Below are 13,883 nucleotides of genomic sequence, written 5' to 3' on the forward strand. Positions count from 1 at the left end.
GGGCCCCTGGCCCGGTCCCGGCGGGCTGCCGCCGGTGCCGCGGGCGGGGGTGTCCGCCGGTCAGATGCGTCCGCCGGTCCACCTGGTGAGAGGACCGTGCGTCTGGCGTCCCGCACGGCGGCCGGCCGCGTACGAGGCGGCGCTCAGCGCGGTGAGTCCGGCGCCGACGCCGGCGGTGACGAGCTTGCGGTGGGCGATCGCGGTCCAGGCCGTCCTGGCGCCGGCGGCGACCTGGCCGGAGGTGGCGACGACCGCGCGGCGGCCCGCCTCGACGCCCTTCACCGCGCTCTGCGCGGCGCCCTCGGCGGCCTGGGCGGCCCGCCGGGTGCCGGTCGCTGCCGCTGACGCGGTGTCAGTGGCCTTGGCGCCGGTGTCCTTCGCCGCCTTGCCGGCCGGGGCGGTCGCCTTCCCGGCCGGGGCGGTCGCCTTCTCCGCGGACCCGCGCGCCTTGGCGCCGGTACGTTCCTGGGTGTTCTTCGCCTGCGAGTTCTTGTTCGGTTCACTCATGCACACCGACTTGCCTGCGATTCCCGCCGCAAACCCGCCGGGCGGGACGGAAGTGGCGGGACGGCACCGTTCGCGGCCGGCCAACCGCGCGCTGAGCAGGCGCACTTGACGGTACGTGGAAGGCGGGCGATGGCCGGGGATCCGGACCGTGCCCCGGAGCGTGGTCTCGGGCGCGCCGGGAAGGGTAGGGGGCCCGGTGCGAGCACACTGGAGACACAGGACGACACAGGGCACGGCACCGGCCGTGCGAGGAGAGAGGAGCCCTTGATGGCAGGCATGATGGACAAGATCAAGCAGTTCGCGCAGAGCCCCCAGGGCCGGCGGGCGGCGGAGCAGGTCCGCCGGGCGGCGTCCGACCCGAAGCGCCGTGAGCAGGCCCAGAAGCTCCTGGGCAAGCTGCGCGGCAAGCGCCCCTGACACCCGCGTGACGGCGGGCCCGGCTCCCCGGTGACGGCGGGCCCGGCTCCCGAGTGACCTCGGGCCGGCGGGGCGGCATACGATCGGGCGGTTCGATCCGTCGTGAGGAGTGCCGTCCGGTGACCGCTGTCGTTCCGCCGCCCCGCAGCGCCGAGGGGCTGCTGTGTCCGCGCCGGCTCAGCAGGGTGGAGGAGGGTGAGCGGCTGGAGTCGCTGGTGTGGGTGGCCGGGCCGGGCTGGCGGATGGCCAGCAGTGCCGTGCTGGGCGGCGGGATCGGTGAGCGGGCCTGGGTGCTCAACGCGCAGGTCCCTCACGGCTACCGGCGCACCGACCCCCACCGGCACCTCGCCTCGCTGGCCGCCGCGGCCGGGCTGCCCGGTCCCGGAGTCGGTCTGATGACGGCGGCCGACGTCACGGCGTACGGGCACGCCCGTGACTCGGGGGCGGAGGCGCTCGTCACGTCCGGGATCGAGGTGCGCGGCTGGGCCGCCGCCCCGGACCCGGCCGGTGAACCGCACGGCCCTGGGACCATCAACATCGTGGCCGCCGTGCCCGCGCCGCTCACCGACGCCGCGCTGGTCAATGCGGTGGCGACCGCCACGGAGGCCAAGGTGCAGGCCTTGCTGGACGCCGGTCTCGACTGCTCCGGCACGCCGACCGACGCGGTGTGCGTGGCCGCCCGCACCCCCTCCCCCGGTGACGAGCCGTGCGCCTTCGCCGGTCCCCGTTCGCTGTGGGGCGCGCGGCTGGCCCGTGCCGTGCACCGGGCCGTGCTGGACACCACGCCCGGCGCGCGCTGAGCGCACCGGCCGGCGGTACGAGAAGCGACCTCATCCGCTCCGGCGGGCGGCGAGGTCGGCCTGTCCGCCGGCGCCCAGCACGCCCGTGGGGCGCAGCGACTGCTCAGGCTCCAGCCGGGTCAGCGCGCGGCGGGACACCCGCAGCACCAGCGGCGGCAGGGCCGCGCGGGTCGCCTGCACCAGGCGCAGCCAGCGTGGGATGTAGACGGCGGTGCTGCGGCGTTCGACCGCCGATGCCAGCCGTGCCGCGACCAGTTCGGCCGGGTACACACGGCGGGCCGGGGGCGGCATGTGACCGCGCAGCTCGCGGAGCACGGGATAGCGGTCGCCGTCGCGGATCATCTCGGTGTCGGTCCAGTTGAGGTAGCCGATGCCCACGGCGACACCGCGGTGGGCGACTTCGGCGCGCAGGCTGTGCGCGAAGGCCTCCACTCCGGCCTTGGAGGCGCAGTAGGCGCTCATCATGGGCGCGGCGCCGAAGGAGGCGAGGGAGGCGACCTGGAGGTAGTAGCCACGGGTCTCGAACAGGTCGGGCAGGAAGGTGCGGGCGGTGACCGCGCTGCCGTTGAGGTTGACGTCGACGACGCGGCGCCACGCGGCGAGGTCGGAGTCGGCGAACGGGGCGCCCTCGGCGACGCCCGCGTTGGCCACCACGGCCGAAGGCGGGCCGAGGCGCCCGCGTACCAGGTCGGACGCGCGCTCCATCGCGGCCTCGTCGGTGACGTCCACCTCGTGGGCCAGGGCCGGGGTGGGCAGTTCGGCCGCGAGGGCCCGCAGCTGGTCCGGCTCGTGGCCGAGCAGGGCGAGCCGGGCGCCGCGTCCGGCCAGGTCGCGGGCGACGGCGGCCCCGATGCCGCGGGCGGCGCCGGTCACCACCACGGTGCGGTCCAGCAGCGGGTTCGGGCCGGTGGGCGGTGCCTTCATGGTTCTACCGTTCCTCGCTGCGGATGCGGTCGGCGGGAGTGGTGTCCGGCCGGGCGGTGTGGTCGGGGTGGCCGGCGGTGCGGCGGGCCTCCTTCATCTCGGCCTCGTAGAGGTGGTCGCGCCCCTCGGCCAGTTCGTCGACGGCGGCGCGTTCGATCTCGCGGAACGGCTGGTAGTAGGTGCTGTCGTAGGCCTCGACGATCTGGAACGTCCAGTGCCCCGGGATGACGTTGCGGCCCAGCACCTGGGTGCGCACGGTCTCCGCCCACTCGGGGTGGCCGGCCTTGCGCAGCAGCTCCACGGCGCGGTCGAGTTCGAGGTCGGCGGTGCCGGTGAGCTGGTGGAAGCTGTAGAGGTGTCCGCGGGCGCGCTCGACGGTCTCCAGTGCCTTGGACAGGGACCCGAGGGCCTCCACCGTCTCGTCGCTGACCCCCTCGGGACGCTGATGGGCGCGGTCGGGGCCGTCGCCGTCGTGACCGGTCATCGTCTCGCCTCCGTCTGTCGCATGCGGTGGTCCGTCCCTGGTGTCGGTCGTCGTCACTGGTCTTCGCGGTCGGTCGTCGTCCGGTGCGTGTGCGCCCCTTCTCGTCGGTGGCCTTCGTGTCCGGTGACCGTCGACGGCCCGTCCGTCTGGGTGGTCGTCAGTCGCGCTCGCCGGAGCGCCGGGTCAGCAGGCGCTGTGCCTGCGGCAGTCCCGGGGCGCGGCGGCGGCGCAGCGCGGCGCGTGCGGCGTTGGCGCCGGCGGCGCCGTGCACACCGCCCCCGGGGTGGGCTCCGGCGGAGGCCAGGTAGAGACCCTTCACCGGGGTCTCGGGGCGGCCGGTGCCGGGGACCGGGCGGAAGAGGAGCTGCTGGTGCATGGCGGTGGTGCCGCCGTTGAGGGCGCCGCCGTGCAGATTGCGGTCGAGGGCCTCCAGGTCGGGCGGGGCGAGGATGCGGCGGGCCCGGATGCGGGAGCGGAAGCCGGGCGCGAACCGCTCGACCTGGCGCTCGACGCGGTCGGCCATGATCTCCCGTTCCTTGGCGTCCCAGGTCCCGGTGAGCTGCTCGTCGCCGGCGTCGCCGGTGATGTCGTGCGGCACGTGCGTGTAGGCCCAGGCCGACTCGGTGCCCTCGGGCGAGCGGGACGGGTCGGAGGTGGTCATCTGGCCGAACAGGCAGAAGGGGCGGTCGGGCACCTGACGCATGGCGATCTGCGCGGCGAAGCGGGTGAGTTCGTCGATGCCGTCGGCGAGGTGGACGGTGCCGGCGCCCGCGGCCTGCTCGGCCTCCCAGGGCACCGGTGTGTCGAGCGCCCAGTCCACCTTGAAGGTGGCGAAGTCCCACTGGAAGCGCCGCAGGTCCTCGAGGAGCCGCCCCGGCAGGTGCTCGGGCGCGACGAGCTGCCCGTACAGGGCGGGCACGGAGACGTCGGCCAGGACGGCCCGCCGGGCGGTGACGGTGCCGCCGGAGGCGGTGCGCACCCCCCGGGCCTGTCCGTCGCGCACCAGGACGCGGGTGACGCGCTGCCCGCAGCGCAGTTCGCCGCCGCGGGAGCGCAGCCGGCGGACCAGGGCCTCGGTGAGGGCGCCGGAGCCGCCGGCCGGCACCGGGAAGCCGAAGGTCTGCCCGAGCATGGCCATCAGCCAGCCGAAGCCGCCGCTGCCCGCCGCCTCCGGGGCGAGGTCGGCGTGGAGGGCGTTGCCGGCCAGCAGCAGTCCCCCGCCCTCGCCGCGGAACTCCTCCTCCCCCATCCTGCGGACCGGCAGCACCAGGGTGCGGGCCACCCGGAGCCCGCCCGCGGCGCGCAGCCGGAGCGCCAGCCGGGCGGCGGGGCGGACGGGCGGGAACGGGGTGAACAGCGCGTCGATCACATAGGGCCGCAGGTGCTGCCACATCCGGTACAGCTCGCGCCAGGCGGCGCCGTCGCCCGGTGCGAAGGCCTCCAGGGACGCGGCGGTGACGTCGATGCGGCGGTCGAGCACCACGCAGCGCCCGTCGGTCAGCGGGTGGGCGAGAACGTGCGGGGCGTGGCTCCAGCGCAGGCCGTGGTCCTCCAGGCGCATCCCGGTGAGGACCGGGGAGGCGGCGGCGAGCGGGTAGAAGGAGCTGCACAGATCGCTGACGAAGCCGGGGTCGACGCCCCGGTCGTGGCGTACCGCGCCGCCGGGCTCGGGCTGCTCCTCCAGTACGAGCACGCTCCAGCCGGCGTCGGCGAGGAGGTTCGCCGCCACGAGACCGTTGGGGCCCGCCCCGATCACCACGGCGTCAGGCACGGGCGGCTCCCTCTCCCGTGCCCGGCACCACCACCTGCCCGAGCGGGCGGCGGCGTTCCTCCTCGGCGGCCACCTCCTCGCACAGCTCGGCGAGCCGGGCCAGCATGGCCCGGTGGCGCAGCTGGATGAAGGCGTCCACGGCCACGTTGTGCAGGGTGCCGCCGATGCCGTGCAGCGGGTGCTCGTCCACGATGACGAGGCAGTGGTTGCCCCAGGGGCGCAGCTCGATCGCGATGCGCGCGGTGCCGAGCATGCCCGCCCGGGCCTCGAGTTCCAGCTGCTCGCCGTGGACGCAGCGGCGTACGACGGTGGTGTTGGCCAGCTGCACCGGGCCCAGGCGCACCGTGTAGCGGATCGCCGCTCCGAGGTCGGGCCAGTGGCCGTGCTCCGGTTCCGTGGTCTCGGTGCCCACCACCCACTGGGCGTAGCGGCTGCCGTCCGCGAGGACGGACCAGACGATCTGCGGGCTCGTTCTGATCAGCCGATGTCGGACCGCCACGACGACCTCCCAATGTCCTTCACGGGGCTCCGGTCAGCACTGAGTGCCCCGTGTGGCGAAGGTCAACCGGAGCCGGCCGGGGGAACCGGCCGCTCCTCCGTCGTTCCCGCTCCCCCGCTAGGCCTCGCTCCCCGGCTGTGCGGCGTCGCGCGGTGGCAGCACCCAGCGGATGCCCGCGGTGACGGCGGTGCCGAGCGGGCGTACGCACACGCCCTCCGCCGGGGGCAGGCGCGGCACCCGCAGGGCGCGGGTGGCCCAGGCGGGCAGCAGCGACACGGCGTTGGCGGCCAGCACGCCGTAGGGCAGGCGGGCGATCAGCGGCACGGGCGGGCGGAGCAGCAGGAAGCGTGCCGTGCTGCGGGCTTCCGGGGTGGCGCGCAGCTCGCCGCGGTAGGCGGCCAGCCTTTCCTCCAGTGCGGCGCGGTCGGTCGGCGGGTCGAGCACGCCGAGTGCGGCGCCCACCCGGGCCATGTCGGCGACGTAGGCGTCGCAGCCCGCGTCGTCCAGGGGGCGTGCGCCGTACCGCTGGTGGGCGCGGAGGAAGCAGTCGACCTCGGCGATGTGCACCCAGCACAGCAGCCGGGGGTCGTCCGCCCGGTACTCCTGGCCGTCGGCGGTGGTGCCGCGGACCGTGCGGTGCACGGCCCTGACCCGGTCGACGGCCTGCTGGGCGGCGCCTGCGGTGCCGTAGGTGGTGACGGCGAGGAAGGTGCTGGTCCGCTGCAGCCGTCCCCAGGGGTCGCCGCGGAAGCCGGAGTGGCCGGCGACGGCGGCCATGGCGAGCGGGTGGAGCGACTGCAGCAGCAGGGCGGCCAGGCCGCCGATGAACATGGAGGCGTCGCCGTGCACGCGCCTGACCGGCCGGTCCGGTCCGAACCAGCGCGGGCCGGGCGTGCCGTGGATCCGCTCGCGGTTGAGCCGGCCGTCCGGTCCGGCGACTCGGGTGAGGATCGCGCCGCCGATGCGGTCGCGCAGCGCCGAGCTGCCGTCCGAGAGGACTCCCATCGCTCCCTCCGCTTCCCGCGTCCCCGCGTGCGTGCGCCCCGCACGGCCCTTCCTGAGCCGACGGGCGCGACCTCCCGGGACGCGCGGCTGCCTGCCTGGTGCCTCCACGGCTACGTCTGCCCCGCCCCTGTCTCCGCCACGCGGCCCGGGGGCTCAGGGGATGTCGCCGCGCCACTCGAACACCCGCTCGCCGGTGCCGCGTGGTGCGTAGACCGCGCGGCCGCCCGCCCCGTAGCGGCCTATCTCGGTGCGCAGGCGGACACCCTCCTCGCGTTCCGCCCGCGGCAGATCGGTGACGTCCAGCAGCAGGCCGTCCAGCGGACCGCCCACCAGCTCGACGTACGCGCGCCCCTCGCGCGGTCCGGGATCGTCGTGGTCCGCCCCGTAGACCCGGCCGCGCATGAACTCCAGTTCGTCCATACCGGCAGGGTGGCATCCGGCACTGACAACGCATCCGGCACCGGCAGCGGGCGGGGCCCCGCCTCGCGGAGCCCCGCCCGGTCGACCGTCCCCGGCGGGCGGGAAACGCGCTCGGATCCTCAGTGCCTGAAGACGTCCTTGGTCTTCTCCTTCGCCTGCCGTGCGTCGCCCTTGGACTGCTCGGCGCGGCCCTCGGCCTCGAGCCCCTCATTGCCCATGACGCGGCCCGCCGCCTCCTTGAGCTTGCCCTTGGCCTGCTCCGTCTTCGCCTTGGCCTTCTGCTCCTCAGCCACCGTGTCTCACTCCCAGTCGCGCAGTCGATCAGTGTCCGTGACAAGCGGGTGGCCGCCGAGGCTCAGCTCAAACCTCACGCGAAGGCGGGTGCGTGATCTCCGGGCGTGCCACCATGGGACGGGGGACGGACCGGAGCGGCCGGGAAGGCGGACCGTGGACTGGCGGGGTTTCGCACAGCAGATGGCGTCCCTGGCGCGTGACCTGCTGGCCGAGCACACCCTCGACGACACGCTCAAGCAGATCACCTCCTCGGCGGTGGACCTCGTGGACGGCTGCGACGCCGCCGGGATCCTGGTGCTCCAGGGCCGGCGGGTGATGTCGCTGGCGCCGACGGACGAGATGGTCGCCGAGAGCGACCGCCTCCAGGAGCGGCTCCAGGAGGGGCCCTGCTTCGACGTGGCCCGGCCGGAGAGCGGCGAGCAGGTGTTCCGCATCGTCGACTTCACGGCGGGCGACGACCGGTGGCCGGTGTATGTGCCGCGGGCCGCCCGGCTGGGCGTGGGCAGCATGATGGGGCTCCTGCTGTACACGCGGGAGGAGGAGCTGGGCGCGCTCAACATGTACTCCCGCAAGCCCGGCGTGTTCACCGAGGACAGCGAGACCGCGGGCTGGCTGCTGGCCTCGCACGCGGCGGTCGCCTTCGCCACCGCCCGGTCCGGCGCGCAGCTGCAGGAGGCCATCGCGACCCGGCATCTGATCGGCGAGGCGATGGGCATCCTCATGGGCCGCCATCACATCAGCGAGGACCAGGCCTTCGAGATCCTGCGCGTGCACTCGCAGCGCACCAACACCAAGCTCCGCGAGGTGGCCCGGCAGATCTGCGAGACCGGCGCAGCGCCCGGCTGAGCGCACCCCGCGGCACAGACCGGTCCCGGGTGGCCCCGGGGGCCGGCGGGCGCCGGCACCGGACGCCTCCGTACGCACCGTACGCATGGGACGCACCGGACGCCCTCGTACGCACCGGCGGGCGCCCGCCCCGTGAGCGGGCCGGGCGCCCGTGCGGCACCGGGGACGGCTCAGCGGGCGCCGGTCCAGTCGTGGGCCACGTCGATCACGACGCGGTCGGTCAGCTGCAGCACCCGGAACGGCAGGCGGGCGCGGACGCCGAGGCCGATCTGGGTGTCGCCCTCGAAGCTGCCCGCGAAGCGGGCGTCGCGGAAGGTGCGGTACCCGGCGAGGTCGACGTCCGGGAGCGGGCGTCCGGCGCGTGCGGGATAGGTGGCCGCGCCGGTCCCTGGGTCGTAGGCGGGCGCGTGCACCCGCACCTCGAGGACCGCGCCGCCTGCGACCGGGATGTGCCGGCCCGAGCCGTCCTGGTGGAGACGGTCGACGTAGCGGACGGAGTACCCGACGTCCCGGCCCGCGCCGGGCAGGTCGACGACCATCCGGTCGTAGCAGTCGTGCCGCCCGGTCCTGACGTCCCGCACCGGCGTGGTGGTGGAGGTGGTGCCGGTCTTGGGGAGACTGCCCCAGCCGGTGGGGCAGGCCGTCGCGCTCATGGGCGCGGACTGGGCGGCGACGGCCGGGACCGCCGCGGTCCCCAGCGTGGCGCCGACGAGCACAAGAGTCGCGCAGATCGTTCTGGTTCGTATCATTTTCGCCCCCGAGGTCGGCATCTGCCTGATATCAGGCGAGTGCCTGATATCAGGTGAGACGCCCCACTGACACCGAAGGTTGCGCCCATCACCGGCCTTGTCGCCGCATCCGCCGCGCCTTTGCGTCACTCATGGCACATCCTGGTGACAAGCGAACGAATCCTGTGCGTCCGCACCGGGAGGACGCGAGATGGAAGAGGAAGCCGCCGCACCGGACGGAGCGCGGCGGACAGGCAGGGGCGGACGGAGCGCGGAGCGGATCCGGACCGGGGAGCCGGCCAGGATCGAGGACGCGCTCGCGGAACCGGTCCTGGCCGCCGTCCGGGCGCTGAACGGGTACGGCGGCCTGGTCTACCTGCGCTCCCCCGACCGGCGTTCCCTGGTGCTCTGCGTGGTGACCGGAGTGCCGCGCTCGCTGCTGCGGTCCTGGTGGCGGGTTCCGGTGGGCGGGGCGCTGCCGATGTCCGAGTCCTACCGGAACCGCGAGAGCCTGTGGCTGCCGGACGAGCGGGCGACGATGCTGCGCTTCCCCCAGTTCACCGCCGCGCTGCCGTACCCGTTCGCCTCCGCCCATCACCCGGTGACCGTGGACGGCGAGGCCGTGGGCGTGCTGGTGGTGCTGCGGTCGGCGTCCCTGGAACCGGTGGCCGCGGAGGAGGTCGACTTCGCGCTGCGGACCGCCGAGCGGGCCATGGCGCACAGGCTCACCGAGTATCTGCACGGCCTCCCCGCGCCCGCGCACCCGGGCGTCCCGGTGCCGGAGATCGAGTACGACGGCCAGCCGGTCAGTGTGCAGCTGCACGCCCCGCCGGCGCGGGCCGTGCGCATCGGCGGTCTCGAGTGGGACCTGGAGAACGATCTGTGGACCCTCGACGACGAGGCGCTCGGGCTGCTGGGTCTCGAGGCGTCCGCGTTCGGCGGCACCTCGGCCGAGGTGGAGAGCCGGGTGCGCCCGGAGGACCGGTACGAGCTGCGGGCGAGCCGGCGCGCGGCGCTGACCGCCGGCGTCGTCAGGGGGCGGCGGCTGCGGGTGCTGGAGGAACCGTCCGAGGACGGACAGGCCCGCTACCGTCCGCTCGAGCTGTGGGGGCACGTCCTGCGCTCCCTGCCGTCCCGGCGGCTGTTCATCGGCGCGTTCGTCGACGCCTCCGGGTCGGCCACCGCTGCCGAGGCCGCCGAGCGGCTGCCCGACGGGCTGTTCTCGCTCGACCAGGACGGCCGGGTGACCTACGTCAACCAGCGCTGTCTGGAGCTGCTGGGGTGCGAGCGCGAGCAATTGCTCGGCCACTATCCGTGGCATGTGATCACCTGGCTGCGCGACCCGGCCTACGAGGACCGCTACCGGGCGGCGATGCTGTCGCAGCAGCCGGTGTCGTACCTGGTGCACACCACGGACGGGCCCTGGCTGGGATTCGTGCTGTATCCGGGGGTGCACGGACTGACCGGCCGGGTCTTCACCACCGCGCCGCCCAGCGCGGCCCGCGCGGGGGGCCGGCCCACGGCGCCGGGTGACCTGGTGGTCCCGGCGGCCGCGGAGCAGGCCGCACCGGCACGGGCGGGCGCGCTGTACCACGTGGTGCAGATGGCCAGCGTGCTCACCGAGGCGGTGACCGTGCAGGACGTGTGCCGGGCCGTCTCGGAGCAGCTGCTGCCGGCGTTCGGCGCCCAGGAGCTGGCCCTCTACACGGTCAGCGACGGGCGGATGTACCTGCTGTGGGAGTCGGGCTATCCGGAGGGCTTCCTCGACCGCTTCGAGGGGGTGCCGCTCGACACCCAGCTGCCCGGTGTGCACGCCCTGACCACCCGGTTCCCGCTCTTCTTCGAGTCGCCCGAGGCGCTGAGCAGCGCCTATCCGGGGATCGCCCTGGACCGGATGAACTCGTGGTCGTTCCTGCCGCTGATCGCCTCCGGGCACGCGGTGGGCTCCTGCATCCTCGGCTGGGCGGACCGGCACCGCTTCACCCCCGACGAACGGGCCGCGCTGACCGCGCTGAGCGGGCTGGCCGCCCAGGCGCTGGAGCGGGCCCGGCTCTACGACGACGAGTCGGCCGTGGCCCGCGGGCTGCAGGAGGGGCTGCTGCCGCACCGGCTGCCCGAGATCGACGGCCTGCGCGCCACCGGCCGCTATCTGCCCGGCACCCGGGGCATGGCCATCGGCGGCGACTGGTACGACGTGATCCGGACCGGCCGCAAGGTGGCCCTGGTGATCGGGGACGTGGAGGGGCACAGCGTGAGCGCCGCGGCCGTCATGGGGCAGCTGCGCAGCGCGGTGCACGCCTTCGCCGCCAGCGGGCGCCCGCCGCAGGAGGTCATCACCCACACCAACCGGCTGCTGTCCGAGCTGGAGGCGGACGCGATCGCCACCTGCTGCTACATCGAGCTCGACCCGGCCAGCGGCCGCGCGCTCGCGGTGCGGGCGGGCCATCCGCCGCCGCTGCTGCGCCACCCCGACGGCCGAGCCGAGGTCCTCGATCTGGTCGGCGGGGTGATGCTGGGCGTGCAGCCGGAGGCGGTCTACCCGGTCACCGCGCTCAGCCTGGCGCCCGGCAGTGTGCTGGCGCTGTACACCGACGGGCTGGTGGAGATGCCGGGCAGCGACATCGAGACCGGCATCGACACGCTGCGCAGCACGCTGGCCGCCGGGGCCCCCGACTCGGTCGAGGAGCTGGCCGACCAGCTCATCAAGTCGGCGCACCGCACCGAGGACCGGGTGGACGACGTGGCCCTGCTGCTCACCGCGTTCGGCCGCCCCCGGGAGGGGCCGGGCTGAGGCGCGGCCTGGCGACACCCGCCCCCTTCCCGACGGTCTGCCCAAGATGCCGGGATTGCGCCTCGCCCGTGTAATGGAGCCAGAGCCGGGAATCACCCGGCGGGCCGGAGGAGAACGGGCCCATGCCGTCCATGCGCAAGGGCGGGAGCAGGAGAAGGCCGAAGGCGGGGCTGCTGCGGCGGCTCGGAGAGTGGTGCGCGCACCACTTCGTGGTCGTCATCGTCGCCTGGCTGGCGGCATTGCTGGCCCTCCAGCTGTCGAGCCGTTCGGTCGGGGCGGACTACTCCGACGACTTCACCCTCTCCGACACACAGTCGCAGCAGGGCATCGAGGTGCTGCAGCGGCACGATCCCCAGGCGGGCGGGTACAGCAGCCAGATCGTGCTGCACGACGACCAGCGGGAGCTGACCTCGTTCGGCTCGCAGATGTCCACGACCGTCTCCGGCCTGCAGAAGCTGCCGCACGTGCTGTCGGCGCAGAACCCGCTGTCCGCGTCCGGCGCCGGTCAGGGCGGCTCGCAGCCGGACGTCGGTCCGCTCTCCTCCGACCGGAAGACGGCCTACATCACGGTCCGCTTCGACGTGCAGCCCTCCACGCTGGGCGACGGCTACCTGAACGGGGTGGACGACGCGGTCCAGCCGCTGCGGCAGGCCGGGGTCGAGGTGGAGTACGGCGGTCCGCTCGGGGAGCTGGCCCGGCCCGCCCCGGACGACCGGCTGAGCGAGGCGATCGGCTTCGGGGTGGCCATCGTGGTTCTGCTGATCGGCTTCGGCAGTGTCGTCGCGGCCGTGGTGCCGTTGCTGACCGCGCTGATCAGTGTGGTCGGCGGGCTCGCCATCCTGGGGCTGCTGGCGGCCGCGTTCACCTTCGCCACGGTGTCGCCGACCCTGGCCACGATGATCGGCCTGGGCGTCGGCATCGACTACGCGCTGTTCCTGATCACCCGGTACCGGCAGGACATCATGAACGGCCGGGACCCGGTGGAGGCGGCCGGGCACGCCGCCTCCACCAGCGGGCGGGCGGTGCTGGTCTCCGGCTGCACGGTGATCATCGCGCTGACGGGTCTGTTCGCCTCCGGCGTCTCGTTCATCGGCTTGCTCGGGCTCGCCGCGGCCGTCACGGTCGTCTCGGCCGTGGCCGGCGCGCTCACCCTGGTACCGGCCCTGCTGGGCCTGATCGGCCGGCGCATCGACCGCTACCGGGTGCGCCGCCCGGTGGCCGAGACCGACGCCGAGCCGGGGGCGGCACCCCAGGGCGCCTGGCACCGGTACGCGCAGCGCGTCGAGCGCAGGCCCTGGCAGGTCCTCGCGGCGGGCCTGGCCGCCATCGCCGTGCTGGCGATCCCGGCGTTCTCGATCCAGCTCGGGCACATCGGCGACGGCGCGGACCCCACGTCGTTCACCGACCGGCGGGCCTACGACCTGATGACCGACGCCTTCGGGCCCGGCTCCAACGGCCCGCTCACCGTCGTCATCGACCAGTCGTCCGTCCCGCAGGCCGACCGGTCCGACCTGGTCTCGAAGGCCCAGAAGACCCTGGACGGCGTGCAGGGCGCGGCCGTGGTCACACCGCTGACCGCCACCCAGGACGGGGACGTCCTGGTCGGCACGGTGTACTCCTCGACGTCCCCGCAGAGCGCCGCCACGACCGACCTCACCAACCGCCTGGTGGACGACACCCTGCCGCAGGCCGTGCGGGGCACGGACGCCAGGACCTACGTCACCGGGACGACAGCGGCTCAGGTCGACTTCCGCGACATCGTCGCCGACCGGCTGCCGCTGATCATCGCCGTGGTGGTCGCCCTGGCGTTCCTCATCATCCTGGCCGTCTTCCGCGGGGTGCTCGTGGCGGTGAAGGCCGCCGTGCTGAACGTCCTGTCCATCACCGCCTCCTACGGCGTCGTGGTCGCCGTCTTCCAGTGGGGGTGGGGCGGTTCCGCGCTGGGCGTCAACGGCACGGTGCCGATCGAGAGTTATGTGCCGATGATGATGTTCGCGATCATCTTCGGCCTGAGCATGGACTACGAGATCTTCCTGCTCTCCCGCGTCCACGAGGCGTGGAAGCGCACCGGCGACGCCAGAGCGGCGGTCGCCCACGCCCTGGAGATCACCGCGCGGGTCATCACCTGCGCGGCACTGATCATGGTGAGCGTGTTCGCGGCGTTCATCATCAGCGACAACGTCGTGGTGAAGATGCTCGGCCTGGGACTCGCGGTGAGCGTGCTCATCGACGCGACCGTGGTGCGGCTGCTGCTGGTCCCGGCCGTGATGACCCTGCTGGGCCGGCACGCCTGGTGGACACCGCGATGGCTGGACCGGGTCATGCCGCACATCGACGCGGAGGGGACGGCCCCGGAGGCCCCCCGGCCGGCTTCCGGAACGCCCGCGTCCTGACTCC

At 74.4% G+C, this 13,883-nt stretch carries 14 protein-coding genes; 5 read left to right on the forward strand and 9 right to left on the reverse strand.

Going from position 1 to position 13,883, the window contains the following annotated elements; all coding sequences use genetic code 11:
* Positions 1-60 precede the first annotated feature (60 nt).
* On the reverse strand, positions 61-507 hold the full coding sequence (locus HCJ93_RS06115; RefSeq protein WP_167991793.1) for a hypothetical protein: 447 nt from the start codon (positions 505-507) through the stop codon (positions 61-63).
* Between the two features lie 267 nt (positions 508-774).
* On the opposite strand from HCJ93_RS06115, the gene HCJ93_RS06120 reads away from it, so the two are divergent.
* Positions 775-924: a hypothetical protein gene (locus tag HCJ93_RS06120; RefSeq protein WP_167991794.1), complete on the forward strand. Its 150-nt coding sequence runs from the start codon at positions 775-777 to the stop codon at positions 922-924.
* A gap of 119 nt (positions 925-1,043) precedes the next feature.
* Positions 1,044-1,724: an adenosylcobinamide amidohydrolase gene (locus HCJ93_RS06125; protein ID WP_167991796.1), complete on the forward strand. Its 681-nt coding sequence runs from the start codon at positions 1,044-1,046 to the stop codon at positions 1,722-1,724.
* A 30-nt stretch (positions 1,725-1,754) separates the two neighbouring features.
* Here HCJ93_RS06125 and HCJ93_RS06130 read toward each other — a convergent pair whose 3' ends face one another.
* From HCJ93_RS06130 to HCJ93_RS06160, 7 genes are all read right to left on the reverse strand, one after another.
* Positions 1,755-2,648 carry an SDR family oxidoreductase gene (locus tag HCJ93_RS06130; RefSeq protein ID WP_167991798.1) on the reverse strand — a complete coding sequence of 298 codons (894 nt, stop codon included), beginning with the start codon at positions 2,646-2,648 and terminating at the stop codon, positions 1,755-1,757.
* 4 nt (positions 2,649-2,652) lie between these two features.
* Positions 2,653-3,132 carry a hypothetical protein gene (locus HCJ93_RS06135; RefSeq protein ID WP_167991799.1) on the reverse strand — a complete coding sequence of 160 codons (480 nt, stop codon included), beginning with the start codon at positions 3,130-3,132 and terminating at the stop codon, positions 2,653-2,655.
* Between the two features lie 157 nt (positions 3,133-3,289).
* Positions 3,290-4,903 carry a phytoene desaturase family protein gene (locus HCJ93_RS06140; RefSeq protein ID WP_167991801.1) on the reverse strand — a complete coding sequence of 538 codons (1,614 nt, stop codon included), beginning with the start codon at positions 4,901-4,903 and terminating at the stop codon, positions 3,290-3,292.
* Positions 4,896-5,402 (reverse strand): SRPBCC family protein, encoded by a 507-nt coding sequence (locus HCJ93_RS06145; protein ID WP_167991802.1) that lies wholly within the window; start codon positions 5,400-5,402, stop codon positions 4,896-4,898. Before HCJ93_RS06145 ends, HCJ93_RS06140 begins: the two co-directional genes overlap by 8 nt.
* Before the next feature lie 117 nt (positions 5,403-5,519).
* Positions 5,520-6,407: an oxygenase MpaB family protein gene (locus HCJ93_RS06150; protein ID WP_167991804.1), complete on the reverse strand. Its 888-nt coding sequence runs from the start codon at positions 6,405-6,407 to the stop codon at positions 5,520-5,522.
* Between the two features lie 153 nt (positions 6,408-6,560).
* On the reverse strand, positions 6,561-6,827 hold the full coding sequence (locus tag HCJ93_RS06155) for a hypothetical protein (protein ID WP_167991805.1): 267 nt from the start codon (positions 6,825-6,827) through the stop codon (positions 6,561-6,563).
* Positions 6,828-6,946: 119 nt separating this feature from the next.
* Positions 6,947-7,120: a CsbD family protein gene (locus HCJ93_RS06160; RefSeq protein WP_167991807.1), complete on the reverse strand. Its 174-nt coding sequence runs from the start codon at positions 7,118-7,120 to the stop codon at positions 6,947-6,949.
* 154 nt (positions 7,121-7,274) lie between these two features.
* Between HCJ93_RS06160 and HCJ93_RS06165 the strand changes: the two genes are divergently transcribed.
* Positions 7,275-7,967, forward strand: a complete 693-nt coding sequence (locus HCJ93_RS06165) for a GAF and ANTAR domain-containing protein (protein WP_309141321.1) — start codon at positions 7,275-7,277, stop codon at positions 7,965-7,967.
* A 170-nt stretch (positions 7,968-8,137) separates the two neighbouring features.
* On the opposite strand, the gene HCJ93_RS06170 is transcribed toward HCJ93_RS06165, so the two are convergent.
* Positions 8,138-8,716, reverse strand: a complete 579-nt coding sequence (locus tag HCJ93_RS06170) for an AMIN-like domain-containing (lipo)protein (protein ID WP_206317018.1) — start codon at positions 8,714-8,716, stop codon at positions 8,138-8,140.
* A gap of 190 nt (positions 8,717-8,906) precedes the next feature.
* Between HCJ93_RS06170 and HCJ93_RS06175 the strand changes: the two genes are divergently transcribed.
* Positions 8,907-11,486 (forward strand): SpoIIE family protein phosphatase, encoded by a 2,580-nt coding sequence (locus tag HCJ93_RS06175; protein WP_167991809.1) that lies wholly within the window; start codon positions 8,907-8,909, stop codon positions 11,484-11,486.
* Positions 11,487-11,608: 122 nt separating this feature from the next.
* Positions 11,609-13,879, forward strand: a complete 2,271-nt coding sequence (locus HCJ93_RS06180; RefSeq protein WP_167991810.1) for an MMPL family transporter — start codon at positions 11,609-11,611, stop codon at positions 13,877-13,879.
* Positions 13,880-13,883 lie beyond the last annotated feature (4 nt).

Origin of the sequence: Streptomyces composti (assembly GCF_012034205.1) — a bacterium.
GTDB classification, from domain to species: domain Bacteria; phylum Actinomycetota; class Actinomycetes; order Streptomycetales; family Streptomycetaceae; genus Streptomyces; species Streptomyces composti.